Below are 22,303 nucleotides of genomic sequence, written 5' to 3' on the forward strand. Positions count from 1 at the left end.
GAAGAATCTAAATTTCGTTTAATAAAGGCTGCCAGTTAACAGGTTTTAGCAACTGGGTAAATACCGTGCGATTTGTTTGCGTGAGTAAACGTTCTGTATCGCTCAATAAATTAAGTGCATCCGCTAAAGCATTAAAGGCTTTGCATTCTAATTGTGCGCAAAGTGCGGTTAAAAATGGTGATGAATTTTCCTCTCTAGTCAGCATTGCCATCACGCATTTTTGTAGATTTTGTGTACGCAATAAACTTGGCACTTTATTTAAGGTTAAGCGTAATTGTGCTTGATTTTCGATAAATTCAAAGCCAATTTTTTTGAAGTCATCTGAATATTGTTGCCATGCTTGAAATTGTGATTCAGTTAAGCGAAACACAATTGGAATCAATAAAGGCTGTTGTTCAATGTGTATTTGTTGTAAAGCCAATTGCCATTGCAAGCGTTGTAATTTTTCCAATGAAAGCAAAAAGAAATCTTGGTTCTGTTGTAATAACAGCGCGCGATTCTCAACAAGTGAAAGGGCGCGCAGATGTGATGAGCACCCAATTATTTCAGTTGAGATGATTTTAGCTGTATCTGAAATATTTTGTTGTGCAGTATTCGATATATCCTTTTGCTCTGTAGATGGTAATGTACGTAACAATTCACCATATAAACGTTGCTCAGTTTTACTCGGTGCATCAGAACGGTAATCTCGATAACCAGTACTTACATGATTTGGCAACACTGCTGTGTTAGAAAAGTGCGCTTGATTTTGCTGTGGTTTTTCATGATATTGTGGCGCAAAGATATTTTGCCCCGCAGCTGCACGATTAGGACGAATGCTGTAATTTGGTTGGGGTTCACGCACCATATTTTCTTCGTGATTTTCTACCGCACTTTGCTCTGTGTGCCAATTAAGCTGTTCTTGATTGTTTAGCGCATGGCTGATGCCTTCGTAAATAAAATCATGAATGAGGCGTTGTTGGTGAAAGCGCACTTCATGTTTGGTTGGATGAACATTGACATCCACATCATGCGGGTTTAAGTCAATAAACAACACAAATGCAGGATAAGCATCGGTTGGTAAATATTGTGCATAGGCTTGTCGAATAGCATGGCTGATCACTTTATCTCTCACCATTCGACCATTAATATAGCAATAACTTAAATCATTTTGAGTTCGGCTAAAATTTGGTGTGGCTACCCAGCCCGATAAGTGTAAATCATCGTGTTTCCAATCAATTCGTAAGGCATTTTTGACAAAATCATCTCCACAAATAGCTGCAACACGTTTTAGTTGCTGATTGAGCTCTTCGGCAGGACGATATTGACGGATGATTTTCCCATTATGCGTTAATGTAAATGCCGTATTGAATTTTGTTAAAGCAATGCGACGAATGACTTCATCAATATGAGCAAATTCTGTTTTATCTGTACGCAAAAATTTTCTGCGGGCTGGCGTGTTGAAAAAAAGATTGGCAACTTCAACTGTTGTGCCGATAGGATGTGATGCGGGTTTGATCGTGGTTTCCATATCACGGCCTTGCGCATAAACTTGCCACGCTTCAGTTTGCTCTGCTGTGCGAGAGGTAAGCGTTAAGCGCGATACCGAGCTGATACTCGCCAATGCTTCGCCACGAAACCCCAAACTTAAAATGGCTTCTAGATCGTCAAGGTCGGCTATTTTACTCGTAGCATGTCGGGCTAACGCCAGGCTTAATTCTTCTTTTGGAATGCCACAGCCGTTGTCACGAATGCGGATTAAATTTGCCCCACCATTTTCGATATCGATTTGGATTTTATTTGCACCTGCATCAAGGCTATTTTCCACTAATTCTTTCACCACAGACGCAGGGCGTTCTACCACTTCACCAGCAGCAATTTGGTTAGCAAGTTGTGGGGAAAGAATTTTAATTGGCATTTATTTTTCTCTTAATTTAATTTTTTGTCCGCTCAGGGCTTTACCATCTTTTAATTTTGGATTCAGTTTTAAAATTTGGTTGACTGAAATATTGTACTCTCGCGATACAGCATAGATTGTCTGATCTTTTTGAATGACATGGTAAAGCGGAATTTCTTTTTTCTCATCAGATTTTTTAGTGGATGAGATTTCCTCTTGTTTCGTTTTATTTGAGGATGTATTTTTATCCGTTTTATTTTCTGATTTTTCTACTTTTACAGTATTGGTTTTCTCAGTCGTTTTCTCTGTCTTTTTCACCGCACTTTCTTTATTTTTTGATGAATTTATTTTTTCATTTTGTGCTTTCTGAGTTTTTCCATTATCTGGAATTTTGATGGTTTCACCAATCCAAAGTGCTTCGCGTTTTAATTTATTTAACGTCACAATGTCTGCTACTTTGACATCATATTTATTCGCAAGGCTTCCTAAACTTTCCCCATTTTTGACTGTATGGCGAAGTCCGCTATCTTTTACGCTGTTCTCATTAGTATTTTTATCGGAAGTGCGGTCATTTTTTTCAGTATTTTTTGTATCACTTTGTTTGCTATTCTGAACAATATCATCACTTATAAAAGATTTAGCTTTTCCGCCGCGGAAAACCACTAATCCCTCATAAATCATATAGGCGATACGACGACGATAAGCTGGTGAGTTAAGTTTTTGTTCTTCATCAGAATTTGATAGAAAACCTGTCTCCACTAATACGGAAGGAATATCTGGAGAACGTAAAACGCCAAGGCTTGCGTGTTGAGGAACGCTGCGGCTTAAAGTCGTCACTTTAGAAAAATGACTTAAAATATGTTTTCCAAGTTCATAACCTGTACGTTGGCTATGACCAAATTGTAAATCAAGTACAGTTTGATCTAGGTATTTATCATTATTGTGCGAAAGCACTTTTCCTGCGCCACCAAGTAATTCGGAGCGTTTTTCATCGTCTTCTAACCATTGACCCATTTCATCATTAGCTCGACGATTTGACAACACCCACACTGATGCACCGCGACGTTCAGGTGATTCGGATGAATCCGCATGAATGGAAATGAGATAATTCGCTTTAAATTTACGTGCGATTTCTGAACGCTCAGGCACGGAAATATAGTAATCACCGCTGCGCGTTAATACGCCACGAAAATTTGGGTCTTTATCGAGTAAGGCTTTTAACTCTTTTGCAATCGAAAGAGTGACATTTTTTTCATAAATGCCCAAATTTCGGCTGATTGCACCGGGATCTTTTCCCCCATGACCTGGATCAATCGCAATCGTAATTGGGGCTGCAAAAAGAGAGAAGCTAAACGTTGAGAAAAAAAGAAAAAATAAAATTTTTGTTTTCATAAATAAATTAATTAGAGAATGCTTTTATAATATTTTTACCTAAGTTTGTTTGTGCGATTAATTCAATATTTCGTGCATCATCGTAATAATCAATATTTACTAAAATATCCGCTTCAGGCAATATGCCTTGGCCTTTTTCAGACCATTCAATTAAGCAGATGCTATCCGTATTAAAATAATCTCTAATGCCCATAAATTCGAGTTCTTCTGGATCTGCTAAACGATATAAATCAAAATGATAAATCATTTTGCCTGCAATATTGTATTCTTCAACCAGCGTATAAGTTGGGCTTTTTACATTACCCTGATGACCGATACCTCGCAGCATTCCGCGTGTTAGCGTTGTTTTTCCTGCACCAAGATCACCGTTAAGATAAACCATAATGGCTTTTTCTGTATGCAATTTTAAAAGAATTTCTGCGAATTTTTTGCCGAAGCGGAGCATAGAAAATTCATCAGGGATATATTGAGTTAAGCTTTCCATAACGGGTCATGAATGAAGAAAAATGTGGGCAGATTCTACCGCACTTTTTAGGTTCATAAAAGTGCGGTGAAATTTCTAGGGATTTAATTTTATCATTTCATGGTTATCGAATTGTTTGACCAAATCTGTTAGCGGTTGAGTGTTAGGTAAGACCAAATCCGAGGCGATTTCAAACAACGGCACGATGACAAACTCACGGTTATACATATCATAATGGGGAATCGTTAAGCGCTCATTTTGAATGATTTCGTTTCCGTAAAGCAAAATATCCAAATCTAATGTACGCTCCCCCCAGCGACGTAAACGTACTCGACCTTGCTCATTTTCAATACGTTGCAATTCATCTAATAGAGCAAGCGGGCTAAGCTCGGTTTTAATTTTTGCAACGGCATTCACATAATCGGGTTGATCTTGTGGGCCGAGCGGTTTGCTTTTATAAAAAGCGCTCGTCGTTACCAAATGCGTGTTGGGTAACTGACTTATTGCTTTAAGCGCAGAATGTAATTGTTCTACTGGTGTGTTTAAATTGCTACCAAGGGCAATATATGCAGTAATCATCTCTTCCCTTATTCTGCTGAGCGCGTTGTTTTACGACGGCGTGGGCGGTAGTATTTTTTCTTTGGTTTGGGATGTAGGCGTTGTTGCTCGTGTATCAACTGTTCGCGCTGTTCACCATTGCTGAATTGATATTCGTGCCACCATTTGGCTAATTCAATCGTTTCGCCACCTTCAATTTCCGCACGCATCGCCAGTAAATCAAAGCCAGCACGGAATTTTGGATGTTCCATGGTACGCATTGGTGCTGAACCAGTACGTTTTAATAATTGCAGTTGTAAGAACCAAATATCCCGAATGACCGCAGTATGACGACGTGGTGCAGCCAAAGTGCGACAGAATAAATCTAAAACTTCATTCCCCGCCAAAGCATAAGCATCATGATTATTTAAACCACCTTCATTTTTCAAAATTTCCACTTTTTCGCGTAATGGATACCAGAAAAATGCTGCAAATAAGAATGCAGGATTAATACGAAGTTTATCCGCAACGCGTTCATCCGTAGAATTAAGAGCGGTGACGATCATGCGTTCTGCAAAGCTATCTTCTTTCTCTGTAAAATATGCGCTTAATGCAGGGAAAAGTTGTTCAAATAAACCATATTGGCGTAATAAACGATAGGTTTTTACCCCTTGTCCCGCCTGCAATAATTTTAAACTTTCGTCAAATAAGCGGGCTGGCGGAATATTTTTTAATAAAGGCGCAAGTTCACGAATTGGTTGTTCGCTCGGTTTTTCAAGGAACATATCAAGTTTTGCCATAAAACGAATTGAGCGTAGCATACGCACAGGATCTTCTTGATAACGCGTAACTGGATCACCAATTAAGCGTAGCTTTCCCGCTTTGAGATCATGAATACCATCAAAATAATCACGTAAGGTATTGTCTTGCGGATTGTAATATAGCGCATTGACCGTAAAGTCTCGGCGTTCTGCATCTTGTTCAATAGTACCGTAAACATTATCGCGCAGTAACATGCCTTCATTGCTCTGTTTCGCTTGATTTTCATTGCGAGCATCACTGTGATTGGCACGGAAAGTGGCAACTTCAATAATATCTCGACCAAACATAATATGTGCTAATCGGAAACGGCGGCCCACTAAACGACATTGGCGTTGGAAAATGTTTTGGATTTGCTCAGGACGGGCGTTTGTTGCAACATCAAAATCTTTTGGTTTTTTACCGAGCAATAAATCGCGGATACATCCTCCGACGATATAAGCTTCGAAACCTTGACGTTGCAGTTTTTCCACTACGGTGAGAGCATTACGGCTAAAATCACGCGGTGAAATATCAAATTGAGCCGCTTTAATCACATTTTTATCGTAGCGGTGTGTTTGTTCTGATTTTTTTGGCCGCGCTTTTGGCATTTGACTATTAGAACGCTCAACTCGTTTAGAATGAGCACTTGTTTTGGCAACCTCTTTTGATTTTTTTGTCTTCTTGCCAAACAAATTTTTGATATAAGTAAGAATAATTTACTCCGTTTTTTTGTTGGAAATAAATGGCTTAGCTCTTTTTCTGTAAAGAAAAAGGCAAGGGGATTTTTCCGCATTTTTAAATGCAAAAAAGTGCGGCTAATTTTAACCGCACTTTTGTATTTTTCAATAGAATGAATTAACCAGCGACTTGTTTCTCGCGGATTTCAGCTAAAGTTTTGCAATCAATGCAAAGATCTGCTGTTGGGCGTGCTTCTAAACGGCGAATGCCAATTTCTTCACCACAACAATCGCAGTAACCAAAATCATCGGTATCAAGTTTTTTCAAGGTTGCTTCAATTTTTTTCATTAGTTTACGTTCGCGATCACGATTACGTAATTCTAGACTGAATTCCTCTTCCTGAGTTGCTCGGTCTGCGGGATCGGGGAAATTGGTCACTTCATCCTGCATATGTGCAACGGTGCGAGAAGCTTCTTCCACGATTTGCTCGTGCCAAGCATTAAGAATTTTTCTGAAATGAAGAATTTGATCTTCACTCATATATTCTTCATCTTTTTTCATTTGATAAGGCTTTACGCCTGCTAAATCTAGCAAGCTCAACGATGCTTTTGACATCTCTCACTCCTAATACATACAGAATTTAAGCGTGAACTTCACGACTTCCTGTCTTGTTATTTTAGTTTGTTCCTGACAGCACTTTTAGGAACCCAATTTTTGAGGGCGGTATAAATATCAGAAGTTGTTTGTTTTAGCAAGTAAATTTTCCTGAAAAATTTATTTTTACGATACAGATCGCAAAATCTAAAGCAACCGTTTGCATATTTAAATAAAACTAGCCTAGGCTTAGAGAGATTATGATTAATCTTTTACAAAAATGAAATTAAACTTAATAACTTTAGCTGTCTTGTTAATTGTTACGGATTTAACGTTGTTATTTCTACCGCAACCGTTGCTATTGCCTTGGCAAGTTGCTCTCGTTATTGCGCTTGTTTTGATTTTTCTTTTTATTTTTTTCCGTAGAAACGTTTTAGTTTATCTTGCCTTTTTTGTTGTTTCTCTAGGTTATACACACCATTCGGCACTTAGCTTGTTACAACAGGCTCAAAGTATTACCGCTCAAAAACAAGTGGTGACTTTTGAGATTCAAGAAATTTTGCACCAACAGGATTATCAAACGCTTATCGCCACAGCAACATTGGCGGATAACTTACAAGAGCAACGAATTTTTTTAAATTGGAAAGCAAAAGAGGTGCCTAAATTATCAGAAATTTGGCAAGCGGAAATTTCTTTACGTCCCCTTTCTGCGAGATTAAATTTTGGTGGATTTGATCGGCAACAATGGTATTTTTCAAAGGAGATTACGGCTGTCGGAACTGTAAAAAGTGCGGTAAAAATTGCTGATTTTTCATCATTGCGAGCAGAAAAATTGCAACAAGTAAAGAAGCAAACGGAAGGGTTATCACTGCAAGGTTTATTAATTGCATTAGCTTTTGGTGAGCGGGCTTGGTTAGATAAAACTACTTGGTCAATTTACCAACAAACCAATACCGCACATCTTATTGCTATTTCTGGCTTACATATTGGGTTGGCTATGGGAATTGGATTTTACTTGGCGCGTGTTTTGCAAGTATTTTTCCCCACCCGTTTTATTCATCCTTATTTTCCTTTAGTTTTTGGTGTTTTATTTGCTTTAATTTATGCGTATTTGGCTGGTTTTAGCGTGCCAACTTTTCGTGCCATTTCAGCACTTGTTTTCGTTTTCTTCATTCAAATAATGAGGCGACATTATTCACCCCTTCAGCTTTTTATGCTGGTTGTCGGATTCTTGCTTTTCTGCGATCCATTAATGCCTCTTTCTGTCAGTTTTTGGCTTTCTTGTGGTGCAGTTGGTTGTTTGATTGTCTGGTATCGTTATGTGCCTTTTTCAGTTTTTCAATGGAAAAATCGTCCCTTTTCATCAAAGGTGCGGTGGATTTTGAGTTTATTTGATTTGCAATTTGGGTTATTGCTCTTTTTTACGCCTTTGCAACTTTTTTTATTTAATGGCTTATCGTTGAGCGGGTTTTTAGCCAATCTTATTGCCGTACCACTTTATAGTTTTTTGCTTGTTCCTTTGATTTTATTTGCTGTTTTTACCAACGGTGCGGTTTTTTCTTGGCAACTTGCGAATAAGTTAGCCGAAGGAATTACTTGGTTAATTTCTCTTTTTCAAGGAAATTGGTTCAGTGTTTCATTTAATTTAGCGCTGGTTCTAACCGCACTTTGTTGTGGCATGTTTATGTTAATTATTTGGAGTATTTACCGAGAACCCAAGGTTTTATCATCAATCAGGCAAATAAAACGGGCAAGATTTTTTACATTAAATCTCAGTAAACCTTTGCCAAAAAATGATCGAATCAAGGTTTTGAGATGTTCTTTCGGCATTATGTCGCTATGTTTTATGATTTTGTTGTTCAAGCAACTAAGCAAGCCAATTTGGCAGGTAGATACTTTAGATGTGGGACAGGGCTTAGCTACGTTGATTGTGAAAAATGGCAAAGGGATTCTTTATGATACAGGCCCTGCATGGCAAGGAGGAAATATGGCTGAATTAGAAATTTTGCCTTATTTACATAGAGAAGGGATTACTTTGGAAAAGTTGATTTTGAGCCACGACGATAACGATCATGCAGGTGGTGCTTCGACAATTTTAAAGGCGTATCCGAATGTGGAATTTATTACCCCTTCACAAAAAAAATATGGGGAAAATCACCGCACTTTTTGTACTGCTGGACGTCATTGGGATTGGCAAGGGCTACATTTTCAAATACTTTCACCATATTCTATTGTGGAGCGAGCAGATAATCCCCATTCTTGTGTAACTTTAGTCGATGATGGAAAGCATCGAGTTTTGCTAACTGGCGATGCTGAAACAAAAAATGAGCAAATTTTTGCCCGCACTTTAGGAAAAATTGATGTGTTACAAGTAGGACATCACGGTAGTAAAACATCGACAAGTGAATACTTGCTTTCTCAGGTTAGACCAGATATAGCGATTATTTCTAGTGGGCGTTGGAATCCGTGGAAATTCCCTCATTATTCGGTTATGGAAAGGCTACATCGTTATAAAAGTGCGGTAGAAAATACCGCTATTTCAGGGCAAGTTCGGGTAAATTTTTTTAAAGATCGATTAGAAATCCAACAAGCACGCACAGAATTTTCCCCTTGGTATGCGCGTGTAATTGGATTCTCGAGCGAATAAAAGGTACAATGCGCGCAATTTTTACCATTAGATAGCGATTATGCAAGAGCAAAAATTACAAGAAAATGATTTTTCAACCTTACAAACTTTTAAGCGTTTATGGCCAACAATTAAACCTTTTAAAGCGGGGCTTGTTGTTTCGGGTATTGCATTAGTTTTGAATGCATTGGCTGATTCAGGCTTGATTTATTTGTTAAAACCTTTGTTGGACGATGGTTTTGGCAAGGCAAATAATTCATTTTTGAAAATTATGGCTTTTGTCGTCGTTGGAATGATTATTTTACGCGGCATTACCAACTTTATTTCTAATTATTGTTTGGCGTGGGTATCAGGCAAAGTTGTCATGACAATGCGTCGCCGCTTGTTTAAACATTTGATGTTTATGCCAGTGAGTTTCTTTGACAGAAATTCAACAGGCAAATTACTTTCTCGTATTACTTATGATTCTGAGATGATTGCAAGTTCTTCTTCAGGATCCTTAATTACTATTGTGCGAGAAGGGGCATATATTATTTCGCTATTGGCCGTAATGTTTTATACAAGCTGGGAATTAACCCTTGTTTTATTTGTTATCGGGCCAATTATTGCGGTGTTGATCACTATCGTGTCAAAAATTTTCCGTAAATTGAGTAAGAATTTACAAGATTCAATGGGAGAATTAACAGCAACGACCGAGCAAATGTTGAAAGGACATAAAGTCGTGCTTTCGTTTGGTGGTCAGCTTGTCGAGGAAGAGCGTTTTAATGAAGTTAGTAACAATATGCGTCGTAAAGGTATGAAAATGGTTACTGCTGATTCCATTTCCGACCCTGTTGTGCAGATTATTGCATCTCTTGCTTTGGCGGCAGTATTGTTTTTAGCGACGACTCCGTTGATTGCGGAAGATAACCTAAGTGCGGGTTCTTTTACGGTGGTTTTCTCATCTATGTTGGCGATGATGCGTCCATTAAAATCTTTAACGAACGTAAATTCTCAATTCCAACGTGGAATGGCAGCATGTCAAACACTATTTGCCATTTTAGATTTAGAACCAGAAAAAGATAATGGCACTTACCAAGCTGAACCCGCGAAAGGCGAATTAGAATTTAAGAATGTGAGTTTTGCATATCAAGGAAAAGATGAACTTGCATTAAATAATATTTCTTTTAGCGTGCCAGCAGGAAAAACCGTTGCTTTGGTGGGACGTTCTGGATCGGGTAAATCAACCATTGCTAATTTGGTGACCCGTTTTTACGATATTGAGCAAGGTGAAATTTTACTGGATGGTGTAAATATTCAAGATTATCGTTTATCCAATTTACGTGAAAACTGCGCTGTGGTTTCTCAACAAGTCCATTTATTTAACGATACCATTGCGAATAACATTGCTTATGCAGCGCAGGATAAGTATTCTCGTGAAGAAATTATTGCTGCAGCAAAAGCGGCTTATGCTTTAGAGTTTATCGAAAAATTACCACAAGGTTTTGATACGGTCATTGGTGAAAACGGTGCGAGCTTATCTGGTGGGCAGCGTCAACGTTTAGCGATTGCTCGTGCTTTATTGCGTAATTCGCCAGTATTAATTTTAGATGAAGCTACATCTGCACTAGATACAGAGTCAGAACGAGCAATTCAATCTGCATTAGATGAATTGAAGAAAGATCGTACTGTTATCGTAATCGCCCATCGTTTATCAACCATTGAAAATGCGGATGAAATTCTTGTGATTGATCACGGAGAAATTCGTGAGCGCGGTAACCATAAGGCATTGCTTGAACAAAATGGCGCCTATAAACAATTACACAGTATGCAGTTTAGTGGCTAATTTTTTGATTATCGAAAACGCGAGTTGAAAAACTCGCGTTATTTTATCCGAACTTATTAGAAAGGATTTTCTATGCCCTTCTGGTATTCCAACTCTAAACTTATTTGGCTCTTATCGCCTTTTTCTTTATTGTTTTGGTTGATTAGCCAACTTCGTCGCGCCTTATTCTCTTTGGGGCTCAAGTTTTCTTATCGCGCACCAAAACCAGTGATAATTGTGGGAAATTTGTCTGTTGGTGGAAATGGCAAAACGCCCGTGGTTATTTGGATTGTGGAAGAATTAAAAAAACGAGGTTTGCGCGTAGGTGTGATTTCTCGTGGTTACGGCAGTAAATCTAAAACGTATCCGTTATTCGTCACTGAAAATACAAATCCGATTGAAGGTGGTGATGAACCAGTATTGATCGCGAAACGCACCAATACGCCAGTAGTGATTTCCCCGAATCGCCAGCAAGCGATTGAATTACTCTTAAGCCAAATAGAGTGCGATATTATTATTTCTGACGATGGTTTACAGCATTATAAATTACAGCGTGATTTAGAAATTGTCGTAATGGACGCTGAGCGTGCGTTGGGAAATGGTTTTGTATTACCAGCTGGCCCATTGCGTGAATTACCAAGTCGATTAAAATCCGTAGATTTTGTGATCACTAATGGTGGACAAAATCAGTATTCAGATGTGGTTATGCGTCTTGTGCCTCATTTCGCGATTAATTTAAAAACTAATGAAAAACGCCAATTAAAGGAATTTCAATCTGGTGTTGCCATTGCAGGGATTGGCAACCCACAGCGTTTTTTTACTATGTTAGAAAAGTTAGGGATTCAATTACAGCAAACTCAAGCATTTCAAGATCATCAACATTTTGAAGCGTCTCAATTAGAAAAACTTTCTGAAAATCAACCGCTCTTTATGACGGAAAAAGATGCCGTAAAATGCCAATCTTTTGCCAAAGATAATTGGTGGTATGTCCCTGTCGATGCGGAGATTATTGAGGCTGAAAAACAAAGTGAAAATTTACCGCTCTTTTGGGCCAAAATAGACAAACTTGTTGAGCAATATAGAAATGTCTGAAAAGATTAATCCTCAGTTGCTTGAAGTGATAGCTTGCCCGCGTTGTTTAGCTCGATTGCAATATGATCAAGAAAATCAACGATTAATTTGTTGTTATGAACAGATTGCTTATCCTATTAAAAATGGTGTGCCAGTGTTGCTTGCCGATAAAGCTGAAATATTAAAGAATAAGGAATAAATTATGTCATTTACCGTGATTATCCCCGCTCGTTTTGCATCAAGTCGTTTACCTGGAAAACCTCTTGCTGATATTGCAGGTAAGCCAATGATTCAACATGTATTTGAGAAAGCGTTGCAGTCTGGGGCGAGCCGAGTGATTATTGCCACCGATAATGAAAATGTTGCTGATGTTGCCAAAAGTTTTGGCGCGGAAGTGTGTATGACTTCGGTTCATCATAATTCTGGTACAGAACGTTTAGCGGAAGTTGTAGAAAAATTAGCGATTCCTGACAATGAAATCATTGTCAATATTCAAGGCGATGAGCCTTTGATTCCTCCCGTTATCGTGCGACAAGTGGCAGATAATTTAGCAAAATTTAATGTCAATATGGCAAGCCTTGCGGTAAAAATTCATGATGCAGAGGAATTATTCAATCCAAATGCAGTAAAAGTGTTAACAGATAAAGATGGCTATGTATTGTATTTTTCCCGTTCGGTTATTCCTTACGATCGTGATCAGTTTATGAATTTACAGGATGTTCAGAAGGTACAGCTTGCGGACGCTTACTTACGTCATATTGGCATTTACGCATATCGTGCGGGTTTCATAAAACAATATGTGCAATGGGCACCAACTCAACTTGAAAATCTAGAAAAACTTGAGCAGCTTCGCGTGTTATATAACGGCGAACGCATTCATGTGGAGCTTGCGAAAGAAGTGCCTGCAGTAGGAGTTGATACCGCTGAAGATTTGGAAAAAGTGCGGGCAATTTTAGCGGCGAATTAAAATGTTTGATGCTAAAAAGTTCTTAGCGGATGTCTCTCATGAACCTGGTGTTTATCGTATGTATGACGATAAAGATCAGGTTATTTATGTTGGGAAAGCAAAGGATCTAAAAAAACGTCTTTCAAGCTATTTTCGTAAAAATCTGAGCAGTAAAAAAACAGAGGCATTGGTAGCGTCAATTCATCATATTGACACCACCTTAACTTCATCTGAAACGGAAGCTTTACTGCTAGAGCATAATTTCATCAAGCTTTATCAGCCTCGTTATAACGTATTATTGCGTGATGATAAATCCTATCCATTTATTTTATTAACCAAAGAACGTCATCCAAGAATCACTTCCTATCGTGGCTCTAAAAAATTTGCGGGTGAATATTTCGGGCCTTATCCGCATGCGGGAGCCGTGCGTGAAACGTTATCGCTTTTGCAAAAACTTTTCCCTGTTCGCCAATGTGAAAATTCTGTTTATTCCAACCGCTCTCGTCCTTGTTTGCAGTATCAAATTGGGCGTTGTTCCGCGCCTTGTGTACAGGGATATGTTTCCGATGAAGAATATAATCAACAAGTTGAATTAGCGCGCTTATTTTTGCAAGGCAAAGATCAACAGGTGTTAGATTATTTAATCGGTAAAATGGAGCAGGCAAGCAGAAATTTAGATTTTGAACAGGCAGCTCGTTATCGTGATCAAATTCAGGCGGTGCGTTCGGTTATTGAAAAACAATTTGTATCCAATGAGCGTTTAGATGACATGGATATTATGTCTATTGCTTACCAACACGGTTTAGCCTGTGTACAAGTGATGTTTATTCGTCAAGGAAAAGTACTCGGCAATCGCAGTTATTTCCCAAAAGTACCCGCAAATACGGATTTATCGGAACTTACAGAAACTTTTGTAGGGCAATTTTATTTACAAGGTCATCAAGGACGAAGTATCCCGAATAGTATTATTGTCGATCGTCAATTAGCTGAAAAATCAGAGCTTGAGCAACTTCTTACTGATCAAGCGGGCAGAAAAGTAACGATTCAAGAAAGTGTAAAAGGCGATAAGAGTAAATATTTACAGCTCGCACAGGTTAATGCTAAAGCGGCTTTAAATGTACAACTTAAACAATCTTCACGAATATCAGAGCGTTATCAAGCGTTGTGTGAGCTGTTAAATCTTCCTGAAATTAAGCGTATGGAATGTTTCGATATAAGCCACACGATGGGAAATCAAACAGTAGCATCTTGTGTTGTCTTTAATCAAGAAGGTCCACTAAAATCTGATTATCGTCGTTTTAATATTGAAGGGATTACTGGCGGGGATGATTATGCTGCGATGGAACAAGCGTTGCAGAAACGTTATGAGCGTGATTTAGAAGAAGATAAAATTCCCGATATTATTTTTATTGATGGTGGAAAAGGACAATTAAATCGTGCATTGAATGTGTTCCAACATCTTCAAGTAAAATGGGATAAAAATAGACCGCACTTAATTGGCGTAGCAAAAGGTGTGGATCGTCGAGCAGGGCAGGAGGTACTAATCATCAGCAAACAAGACCGCGAAATTCATTTACCTGATGATAGTTTGGCATTGCATTTGATTCAATACATCCGTGATGAAAGCCATAATCACGCAATAAGCGGGCACCGTAAAAAACGTCAAAAAGCCTTTACACAAAGTGGTTTAGAAACCACCGAAGGCGTGGGCGCTAAACGTCGTCAGGCTTTACTGAAATATCTTGGTGGTTTACAAGGTGTGAAAAAGGCGACCTTAGATGAAATAGCCTCTGTACCTGGAATTTCCCTTAAACTTGCCGAAACGATTTTTGAAACGCTCAAAAACGATTAATCAATTATCTCTTAAATGTAAATAACGATTGCTTTTCATCATAAAGCCATTATGATCCGCACTTTCGGATTTATTTAACTCTATTATAGGAAAAATTATGTTTGAATGGATTACCGATCCTGAAGCGTGGATATCACTTGCGACACTTGCTGCTTTGGAGATCGTTTTAGGGGTCGATAATATTATTTTTATTAGTATCCTAGTTGGGCGTTTACCTGAAAGCCAACGCCAGTCTGGTCGTATTGTTGGACTTGGTTTAGCAATGCTGACAAGAATTTTACTTTTAATGTCACTTGCTTGGATGATGAAACTTACTGCACCGTTATTTACTGTGTTTAATCAAGAAATTTCTGGGCGTGATTTGATTTTATTAATCGGTGGTTTATTCCTGATTGTAAAAAGTTCAGGCGAAATTAAAGAAGCAATCAATCATCAAGACCATCATGAATCGGAAAGAAAAAATAAAGTGAGTTATCTTGGCGTATTAATTCAAATTGCAGTGCTAGATATTGTATTTTCTTTAGATTCCGTGATTACTGCGGTAGGTATGGCAAGCCACCTTCCGGTTATGATTTTGGCGATTATTATTGCCGTTGGCGTGATGATGTTTGCGGCAAAACCAATCGGCGATTTTGTAGATACACACCCAACGTTGAAAATTCTAGCTTTAGCTTTCTTGGTTTTAGTGGGAATTAGTTTAATTGCAGAAAGTTTAGATATTCACATCCCGAAAGGTTATATTTATTTTGCAATGGGATTCTCCGTTGTGGTCGAAATGATAAATATTCGAATGAGAAAACGGATGAAATAGAAGATTAAAAATAATTTAAGGGCTGAGTTCTGTTATTTGAGGAACTTGGCCCTTTTAGTTTATTTAGTTAATTTTTATATAACTAAATCATCTATTCAGTTCCATTTCAACATAAAGCAGACTCTTTTAGTGTGATATTATTTCAACAAAAGTTTTATTTGAAAGGGTACATAATGAAATTACAACAATGGGTTAAACAATATCAACTAGGTTTACTTTTTCAGCAAGGTCAATTTGGTTTAGAAAAGGAAAGTCAACGTATTGACGATAAGGGAAATATTGTAACGACGCCTCATCCACGTGTATTTGGTAATCGTTCTTATCATCCCTATATTCAAACAGATTTTGCCGAAAGCCAGCTTGAGTTGATTACGCCACCAAATGCTAAACTGGAAGATAGCCTACGTTGGCTTTCTGCAATTCATGAGGTGGTGTTGCGTTCTTTACCTGAAAATGAATACATTTTCCCATTTAGTATGCCAGCGGGATTACCATCAGAAAATGAGATTCAAGAGGCGCAGCTTGATAAACAGGAAGATGTTGAATATCGCGAGCATCTGTCTAAACAATATGGTAAATACAAGCAAATGGTAAGTGGAATTCACTACAATTTCCAACTGTCATCTGAATTTGTGAAAGCTATATTCTTGTTGCAAGATGAATATACTCATCTTAAAGATTTTCAAAATGCCTTATATATGAAATTGGCTAATAATTTTCTACGCTATCAGTGGATTTTAGTTTATTTACTTGCAGCAAGTCCGACAGTGGAAGCAAATTATTTTTCTCGAAATGGCGTACTGAATTTTCCTTTGAAAGAGGGGCTGTTAGTACGTAGTTTACGTTCTAGTCCTTATGGTTACGTTAATTCATCTAATGTTGTGGTGAATCATGATAACCTTGAAAATTATGTAGAAACATTAGAGTTTCAAGTTAAATCTGGTCATTTGATTGCAGAAAAAGAATTTTATTCTAATGTTCGTTTACGAGGTTCGAAAAAAGCTCGTGAATTGCTAGAAAAAGGCGTTCAATATGCAGAATTTCGTTTGTTTGATTTGAATCCACTTGAGCCATATGGTATCAGTCTAGATGATGCAAAATTTATTCATATTTTCTTATTAGGAATGTTATGGCTTGATGAGACAAGTGGTCAAAAAGAAGTAGAGCTTGGTAAACAAAGATTATATCAAGTATCTCTTGAAGACCCTCGTGAGCAAACAGCATTTAGAGAAGAAGGTGAAGCAATATTAAGCCAAATTATTGATATGTTGAAAATTATCAATGCAGATGAAAGAGCGGTTAAAATTTCGGAAGAAAAACTGGCACAATTGGCAGAACCAAGTCTAACAGTAAATGGAAAATTGCTCAAAGCGATTGAGCAGGAGGGAAGTTATAAAGCCTTGGGGGTAAAACTTGCGAAGCAATATAAAGCTCAAGCTTTTAAACGTTTTTATGCTTTATCTGCATTTGATAATATGGAACTCTCCACTCAAGCTTTATTATTTGATTTAATTCAAAAAGGTGTTACGACTGAAATTTTAGATGAGAATGATCAATTTCTTGCGCTTAAATTTGGTGAACACCTTGAATATGTTAAAAATGGTAATATGACTAGCCATGATCAATATATCTCTCCATTGATTATGGAAAATAAGGTAGTGACAAAGAAAGTATTATCAAAGGCTGGTTTTAATGTACCAAAAAGCTTGGAGTTTACATCGATTGAACAGGCCGTTGCACATTATGCTTTATTTGAAGGACGCGCTGTTGTTATTAAACCAAAATCCACAAATTATGGTTTAGGCATCACAATTTTCAAACAGGGTGTGACACATAGAGAGGATTTTGTCAAAGCGATTGAGATTGCTTTTCGCGAAGATAAAGAAGTGATGGTTGAAGATTATTTAATTGGTACAGAATATCGCTTCTTTGTTTTGGGGGATGAAACGCTTGCAGTGTTGTTGCGTGTACCTGCAAATGTTATAGGTGATGGAAAGAATACGGTGCGTGAATTGGTCGAGATAAAAAATTCAGATCCTTTACGGGGAGATGGTTCTCGTTCACCTCTCAAAAAGATCGCTTTGGGTGACATAGAATTATTACAGTTAAAAGAACAAGGATTAACACCAGATAGTGTACCTCAGGCTGGCCAAATTGTGCAGTTACGTGCTAATTCTAATATCAGTACGGGGGGGGATTCTATTGATATGACTGATAAAATGCACGAGAGTTATAAACAGATTGCTGTAGGGGTTGCTCATGCAATGGGGGCTAAAGTTTGCGGGGTCGATTTAATTATTCCTGATTTAACAAAGCAAGCTGAACCATCCTTAAACTCCTGGGGAGTGATTGAAGCTAATTTTAATCCAATGATGATGATGCATATTTTCCCTTATCAAGGTAAATCAAGAAGATTGACTAAAAATGTCATTAAAATGTTGTTTCCAGATATAGAAATGTAGTATCAAATTAAGTGATAAGAAATAACCGCACTTTAACTAATTAAAGTGCGGTTGATAAGAAACGTTTATGTTGTATGTGTTAAATTAATATACACCCTGTGCCAACATGGCATCAGCAACTTTAACAAAACCTGCAATATTCGCTCCTACCACATAGTTAATATTTTGTTGACCTGCGATAGAACCATATTTTTTGCAGTTAGCATGAATATCTAACATAATACGATGCAATTTGGCATCAACTTCTTCTGCCGTCCAATATAAGCGTTGGGAACTTTGTGCCATTTCTAAGCCAGAGGTTGCTACGCCACCAGCATTGGCTGCTTTACCTGGACCAAATAATACACCAGCCTCTAAGAATGCATCTGTTGCTTCGATAGTAGTTGGCATGTTTGCACCCTCAGCAACCAATTTCACACCGTTTGCAATTAGAGCTTTCGCATCTGAAATCTCTAATTCGTTTTGGGTTGCGCAAGGAAGGGCAATATCAGCTTTCACTTCCCAAGGGCGTTTACCTGCAAAATATTGAAGACCAAATTGTTTTGCAAATTCTTCTACTCGACCACGTTTTACATTTTTAAGCTCTAATAAAGCCTCTAATTTTTCACGATCAAATCCTTCAGGCAAATATACATAACCCGCAGAGTCAGAGCAGGTTACGACTTTTGCACCAAGCGCCATCGCTTTTTCAATCGCATATTGTGCCACGTTACCCGAACCGGAAACTAAAACCGTTTTACCTTGGAAGCTATCCCCTTTCTCTGCAAGCATTGCTTGGGCAAAATAAACCAATCCATAACCTGTTGCCTCTGGGCGAATTAAGCTCCCACCGAATGAAAGACCACGACCAGTAAACACACAAGCCGCTTGGTTTGATAATTTTTTCATATAGCCTGCAAGATATCCTACTTCACGGCCACCAACCCCAATATCACCAGCAGGCACATCGGTATCTGGGCCAACATGACGATACAATTCGGCCATTAACGCTTGGCAGAAACGCATCACTTCAGCATCTGATTTTCCTTTAGGATCAAAATCTGATCCCCCTTTCGCACCACCCATTGGCAATGTGGTTAAGGCATTTTTAAAGATCTGTTCAAAACCTAAGAATTTTAAAATCGATAAGTTAACGGATGGATGAAAACGCATTCCCCCTTTAAAAGGACCAATTGCACTGTTGAATTGCACGCGGAAAGCTCGGTTTACTTGAACTTGGCCTTTATCATCAGTCCATGCCACACGGAATTGGAATGCTCGCTCTGGCTCAACTAAACGCTCTAATAAAGCTTCTGAACGGTATTTAGGGTTTGCTTCCAAGAAAGGCCAGATTGAAGTGAAGACTTCACGAACAGCCTGTAAAAATTCAGGTTGGTGAGCATCTCTTTGAGCGATTTTCCCAAGAAATTCGTCTAATGATGTAATTATTGTCATAATGTGTTTCCTCTATTGATGTTGTATTTTTCTGTATGTATTTGAATCACCCTCTAGATGGGGCTTAGTGACAATATGTAACGAGAGACTTAATATTGCAATATTTATTGTGATAAAAAGATAAAAAGAGAATAAAAAAAGCAAGAAAATTAAATTTTCTTGCTTTTTTTTAGATGAAATCTAAATTATTAATCATAATATTATGGTTTTACTTATTTTTCCCTTCTAAATAAAGCCATTCTGCGACTTGTTTTGCAAAATAAGTCAAAATTCCGTCGGCACCAGCTCGTTTGAAGCAAAGTAGTGATTCCATAATACATTCTTTTTCTTTTAGCCAGCCATTTTGAATGGCTGCCATATGCATTGCGTATTCACCTGAAACTTGATAAGCGAAAGTAGGTACGCCAAAATGTGTTTTTACGCGATACACCATATCTAAGTATGGCATACCTGGTTTTACCATGACCATGTCAGCGCCTTCTTGTAGATCTAATGCGACTTCTTGTAAACCCTCATCTCCATTTGCAGGATCAAGTTGATAAGTTTTTTTATCACCGCCTTTTAAATTACCTGATGAGCCGACAGCATCACGAAATGGTCCATAATAATTAGAAGCATATTTGGCAGAATATGCCATAATTTGTGTGTTAATAAATCCTTTTTCTTCTAATGCTTGTCGAATACGGCCAATACGACCATCCATCATATCACTTGGCGCAACAATATCAGCGCCTGCTTCAGCATGAGAAATAGCTTGTTTGATGAGAATATCAGAGGTGATGTCGTTAAGAACATAGCCGTCTTCATCAATAATTCCATCTTGTCCATGGCTTGTATAAGGGTCAAGTGCAACATCTGTTAATACCCCTAATTCTGGATAAGCATTTTTTAATGCTCGAACTGCGCGTTGTACTAGACCGCTTGAATTATAGGCTTCTTCTGCCATTAGAGATTTTTTATCTTGTTCAATTACAGGAAATAATGAAATGACAGGAACACCATATTTAACTAGTAAACCTGCTTCAATAAGAAGTTGATCGATAGTTAGACGTTCAACACCTGGCATAGAGGGAACAGCCTCACGATAGTTTTCACCTTCAAGAATAAATACCGGATAAATAAGATCGTCTACGGTGAGTTTATTTTCAGCCATTAAACGACGACTAAAATCATGTTTACGTAAACGACGTAGGCGGCGGGTAGGAAATCCTGTAAAAATTTGTTGAGTCATATTATAGTCCTTTTTCTTATATAATGAGAAAGGGGGCGATGCCCCCCAATTTATTATTCCATTTTATTTGGTTCTTCAGTATTTTCAACTGCACTTTCATCTTCTTTTGGCTGATAAAAACGAGCAACTAATAAACCTAATTCAAATAGAAGAATCATTGGTACAGCAAGTAGCGTTTGTGAAAATACATCGGGTGGGGTTAGAATCATTCCAATAAAAAATGCACCGACAATGATATAAGGGCGTTTTTCAGAAAGGGCTTTTACCGTTGTTACACCTGTCCAACAAAGTAAAATAATAGCAATTGGGACTTCAAAACAGACGCCAAAAGCTAAAAATAATGCCAATGCGAAATCTAAATAACTACTAATATCTGTGGCAATTGCGACACCTTCAGGTGCAGTTTGGGTAAAAAAGCTAAATACAAAAGGAAACACTACATAATAAGCAAAAGCCACCCCACAATAAAAAAGAATAGTGCTTGAAAATAACAATGGGTAAATCATTCTTTTTTCATGTTGGTATAGAGCTGGTGCAACAAATGCCCAAACCTGGTAGAGCAAATAAGGAACGGAAATAAATACTGCGACGATTGCCGTTAATTTAATAGGCGTAAAGAAGGGCGTTTGAATATTTGTTGCGATCATTGTTGCGCCTTTTGGCATAACGTTAGTTAAGGGAGCTGCAACAAAATGATAAATATCATTTGAAAAATAAACGAGCGCAACAAATACCAATGCAACGCAAATCACACTGCGTAAAAGACGGTTTCTTAATTCAACAAGGTGTGTAATTAGGGGTTGAGATTCATCCACATTACTCATACAAATTCCCTATAATTCAGATTTTTTCGATTGAGATTTCGATACAGGTATGACTTCAATATCATCTGGAGGATAGTAATCAGATAGGCGTTCTGTGAGTTCTGCCTGCTCGTGAGCATCAAGCGTGGTTAAATCAGTAAGTTGATTTTCTTCTTTCGGCAAAATTTCTGATGAATCCAGTGCTACTACAGCATCTTTGGATTTGTCCCCATTTTCTGCCGCATTTTTAATTTCTTTGATTTGTTCTTCTACTGTCGTGCCTGCTTCAGCAGCTTTGGCTTCCAGCTCGGATTTCATTTTATCTGCTTGTGCTTTTAATTCTTCTACCGTTTTACTTAATTCTGGAGAAAGTGTTTGTAAATTTAAAGATTCAGCTTTTTTAATGCTATCTTGTAATTCTTGTAATTTTAGTTCTTGTTTTAATTCGTTTTGCACATTGGCAGCTAAGCCGCGAATGGTTTTTACCCAACCCATAACTGTACGAATAGCCACGGGCAAACGCTTAGGGCCTAGCACCACTAAGCCCACCAGCATCAATAAAACAAGTTCGGAAAAACCAATATCAAACACGGTTATGCCTGTTCTTTATTTTTTACAGTTTCAGTTTTTTCAGAGGTTGTCGTAGCGTCTTTAATTTGGGTAAACTCAGCATCTTTTTTAGGCTCGTCATCAGACATTGCTTTTTTAAAACCTTTTACTGCTGCACCAAGATCAGAGCCCGCATTGCGTAACTTTTTAGTACCAAATACTAATAAAATCACGACTAATAAAATAATCATTTGTGCTGGGGATAAACCAAACATAGAAAAACTCCGTTAGAATTAAATTGAAAATTTGGGCTTGAATATACTCTTTTTATGCATTGGCCTCAAGAGGTAATTTTAAAAGTGCGGTCAAAAAG

19 protein-coding genes are annotated in these 22,303 nt (G+C 37.9%); 8 read left to right on the forward strand and 11 right to left on the reverse strand.

The genetic code is table 11. The annotated features are described in order from the left end of the window. Positions 1-7 precede the first annotated feature (7 nt). From mutL to dksA, 6 genes are all read right to left on the reverse strand, one after another. Positions 8-1,897, reverse strand: a complete 1,890-nt coding sequence (gene mutL / locus KP712_RS00760) for a DNA mismatch repair endonuclease MutL (RefSeq protein WP_215770461.1) — start codon at positions 1,895-1,897, stop codon at positions 8-10. Next, positions 1,898-3,268 (reverse strand): N-acetylmuramoyl-L-alanine amidase, encoded by a 1,371-nt coding sequence (locus KP712_RS00765; RefSeq protein WP_215770462.1) that lies wholly within the window; start codon positions 3,266-3,268, stop codon positions 1,898-1,900. Between the two features lie 7 nt (positions 3,269-3,275). After that, the gene (gene tsaE / locus KP712_RS00770) at positions 3,276-3,752 is read right to left on the reverse strand and encodes a tRNA (adenosine(37)-N6)-threonylcarbamoyltransferase complex ATPase subunit type 1 TsaE (RefSeq protein ID WP_215770463.1); all 477 of its coding nucleotides are present in this window, start codon (positions 3,750-3,752) and stop codon (positions 3,276-3,278) included. A 75-nt stretch (positions 3,753-3,827) separates the two neighbouring features. Further along, positions 3,828-4,310: a 2-amino-4-hydroxy-6-hydroxymethyldihydropteridine diphosphokinase gene (folK, locus tag KP712_RS00775; protein ID WP_215770464.1), complete on the reverse strand. Its 483-nt coding sequence runs from the start codon at positions 4,308-4,310 to the stop codon at positions 3,828-3,830. An 8-nt stretch (positions 4,311-4,318) separates the two neighbouring features. Next, on the reverse strand, positions 4,319-5,761 hold the full coding sequence (pcnB, locus tag KP712_RS00780; protein WP_374014722.1) for a polynucleotide adenylyltransferase PcnB: 1,443 nt from the start codon (positions 5,759-5,761) through the stop codon (positions 4,319-4,321). A 163-nt stretch (positions 5,762-5,924) separates the two neighbouring features. Further along, on the reverse strand, positions 5,925-6,362 hold the full coding sequence (gene dksA / locus KP712_RS00785) for an RNA polymerase-binding protein DksA (protein ID WP_005627987.1): 438 nt from the start codon (positions 6,360-6,362) through the stop codon (positions 5,925-5,927). Positions 6,363-6,621: 259 nt separating this feature from the next. Here dksA and KP712_RS00790 point away from each other — a divergent pair, with 259 nt between their 5' ends. From KP712_RS00790 to gshAB, 8 genes are all read left to right on the forward strand, one after another. Further along, positions 6,622-8,988, forward strand: a complete 2,367-nt coding sequence (locus KP712_RS00790) for a DNA internalization-related competence protein ComEC/Rec2 (protein ID WP_215770466.1) — start codon at positions 6,622-6,624, stop codon at positions 8,986-8,988. 40 nt (positions 8,989-9,028) lie between these two features. Continuing rightward, a complete protein-coding gene (msbA, locus tag KP712_RS00795) occupies positions 9,029-10,792 on the forward strand; it encodes a lipid A ABC transporter ATP-binding protein/permease MsbA (protein ID WP_215770467.1) in 1,764 nt (587 codons plus the stop codon). A gap of 72 nt (positions 10,793-10,864) precedes the next feature. Continuing rightward, on the forward strand, positions 10,865-11,863 hold the full coding sequence (gene lpxK / locus KP712_RS00800) for a tetraacyldisaccharide 4'-kinase (RefSeq protein ID WP_215770468.1): 999 nt from the start codon (positions 10,865-10,867) through the stop codon (positions 11,861-11,863). A 4-nt stretch (positions 11,864-11,867) separates the two neighbouring features. Then, on the forward strand, positions 11,868-12,041 hold the full coding sequence (locus KP712_RS00805) for a Trm112 family protein (RefSeq protein WP_171898282.1): 174 nt from the start codon (positions 11,868-11,870) through the stop codon (positions 12,039-12,041). A 3-nt stretch (positions 12,042-12,044) separates the two neighbouring features. Beyond that, a complete protein-coding gene (gene kdsB / locus KP712_RS00810) occupies positions 12,045-12,809 on the forward strand; it encodes a 3-deoxy-manno-octulosonate cytidylyltransferase (protein WP_139989876.1) in 765 nt (254 codons plus the stop codon). Position 12,810: 1 nt separating this feature from the next. Further along, a complete protein-coding gene (uvrC, locus tag KP712_RS00815; protein ID WP_215770469.1) occupies positions 12,811-14,640 on the forward strand; it encodes an excinuclease ABC subunit UvrC in 1,830 nt (609 codons plus the stop codon). Between the two features lie 97 nt (positions 14,641-14,737). Further along, on the forward strand, positions 14,738-15,451 hold the full coding sequence (locus KP712_RS00820) for a TerC family protein (protein WP_114891671.1): 714 nt from the start codon (positions 14,738-14,740) through the stop codon (positions 15,449-15,451). A 173-nt stretch (positions 15,452-15,624) separates the two neighbouring features. Beyond that, a complete protein-coding gene (gene gshAB / locus KP712_RS00825) occupies positions 15,625-17,913 on the forward strand; it encodes a bifunctional glutamate--cysteine ligase GshA/glutathione synthetase GshB (RefSeq protein ID WP_111407176.1) in 2,289 nt (762 codons plus the stop codon). Positions 17,914-17,997: 84 nt separating this feature from the next. Here the strand turns inward: gshAB and gdhA are convergent, their stop codons facing one another. From gdhA to tatA, 5 genes are all read right to left on the reverse strand, one after another. Beyond that, the gene (gene gdhA, locus KP712_RS00830; protein WP_111407177.1) at positions 17,998-19,347 is read right to left on the reverse strand and encodes an NADP-specific glutamate dehydrogenase; all 1,350 of its coding nucleotides are present in this window, start codon (positions 19,345-19,347) and stop codon (positions 17,998-18,000) included. 208 nt (positions 19,348-19,555) lie between these two features. Continuing rightward, the gene (gene hemB, locus KP712_RS00835) at positions 19,556-20,578 is read right to left on the reverse strand and encodes a porphobilinogen synthase (protein ID WP_111407178.1); all 1,023 of its coding nucleotides are present in this window, start codon (positions 20,576-20,578) and stop codon (positions 19,556-19,558) included. Positions 20,579-20,631: 53 nt separating this feature from the next. Then, entirely contained in the window at positions 20,632-21,402 is a 771-nt protein-coding gene (tatC, locus tag KP712_RS00840; protein WP_048954157.1) for a twin-arginine translocase subunit TatC, read from the reverse strand. A gap of 9 nt (positions 21,403-21,411) precedes the next feature. Continuing rightward, complete coding sequence (gene tatB / locus KP712_RS00845) at positions 21,412-21,972, reverse strand: Sec-independent protein translocase protein TatB (protein ID WP_065264539.1); 561 nt, start codon at positions 21,970-21,972, stop codon at positions 21,412-21,414. 2 nt (positions 21,973-21,974) lie between these two features. Then, positions 21,975-22,205, reverse strand: coding sequence for a twin-arginine translocase TatA/TatE family subunit (gene tatA / locus KP712_RS00850; protein ID WP_048954155.1), 231 nt, complete (start codon positions 22,203-22,205; stop codon positions 21,975-21,977). Between the last annotated feature and the right edge of the window lie 98 nt (positions 22,206-22,303).

The sequence above is a fragment of the Haemophilus sp. SZY H68 genome (assembly GCF_018829685.1).
In the GTDB taxonomy this organism is placed as follows: Bacteria; Pseudomonadota; Gammaproteobacteria; order Enterobacterales; family Pasteurellaceae; genus Haemophilus; species Haemophilus haemolyticus_K.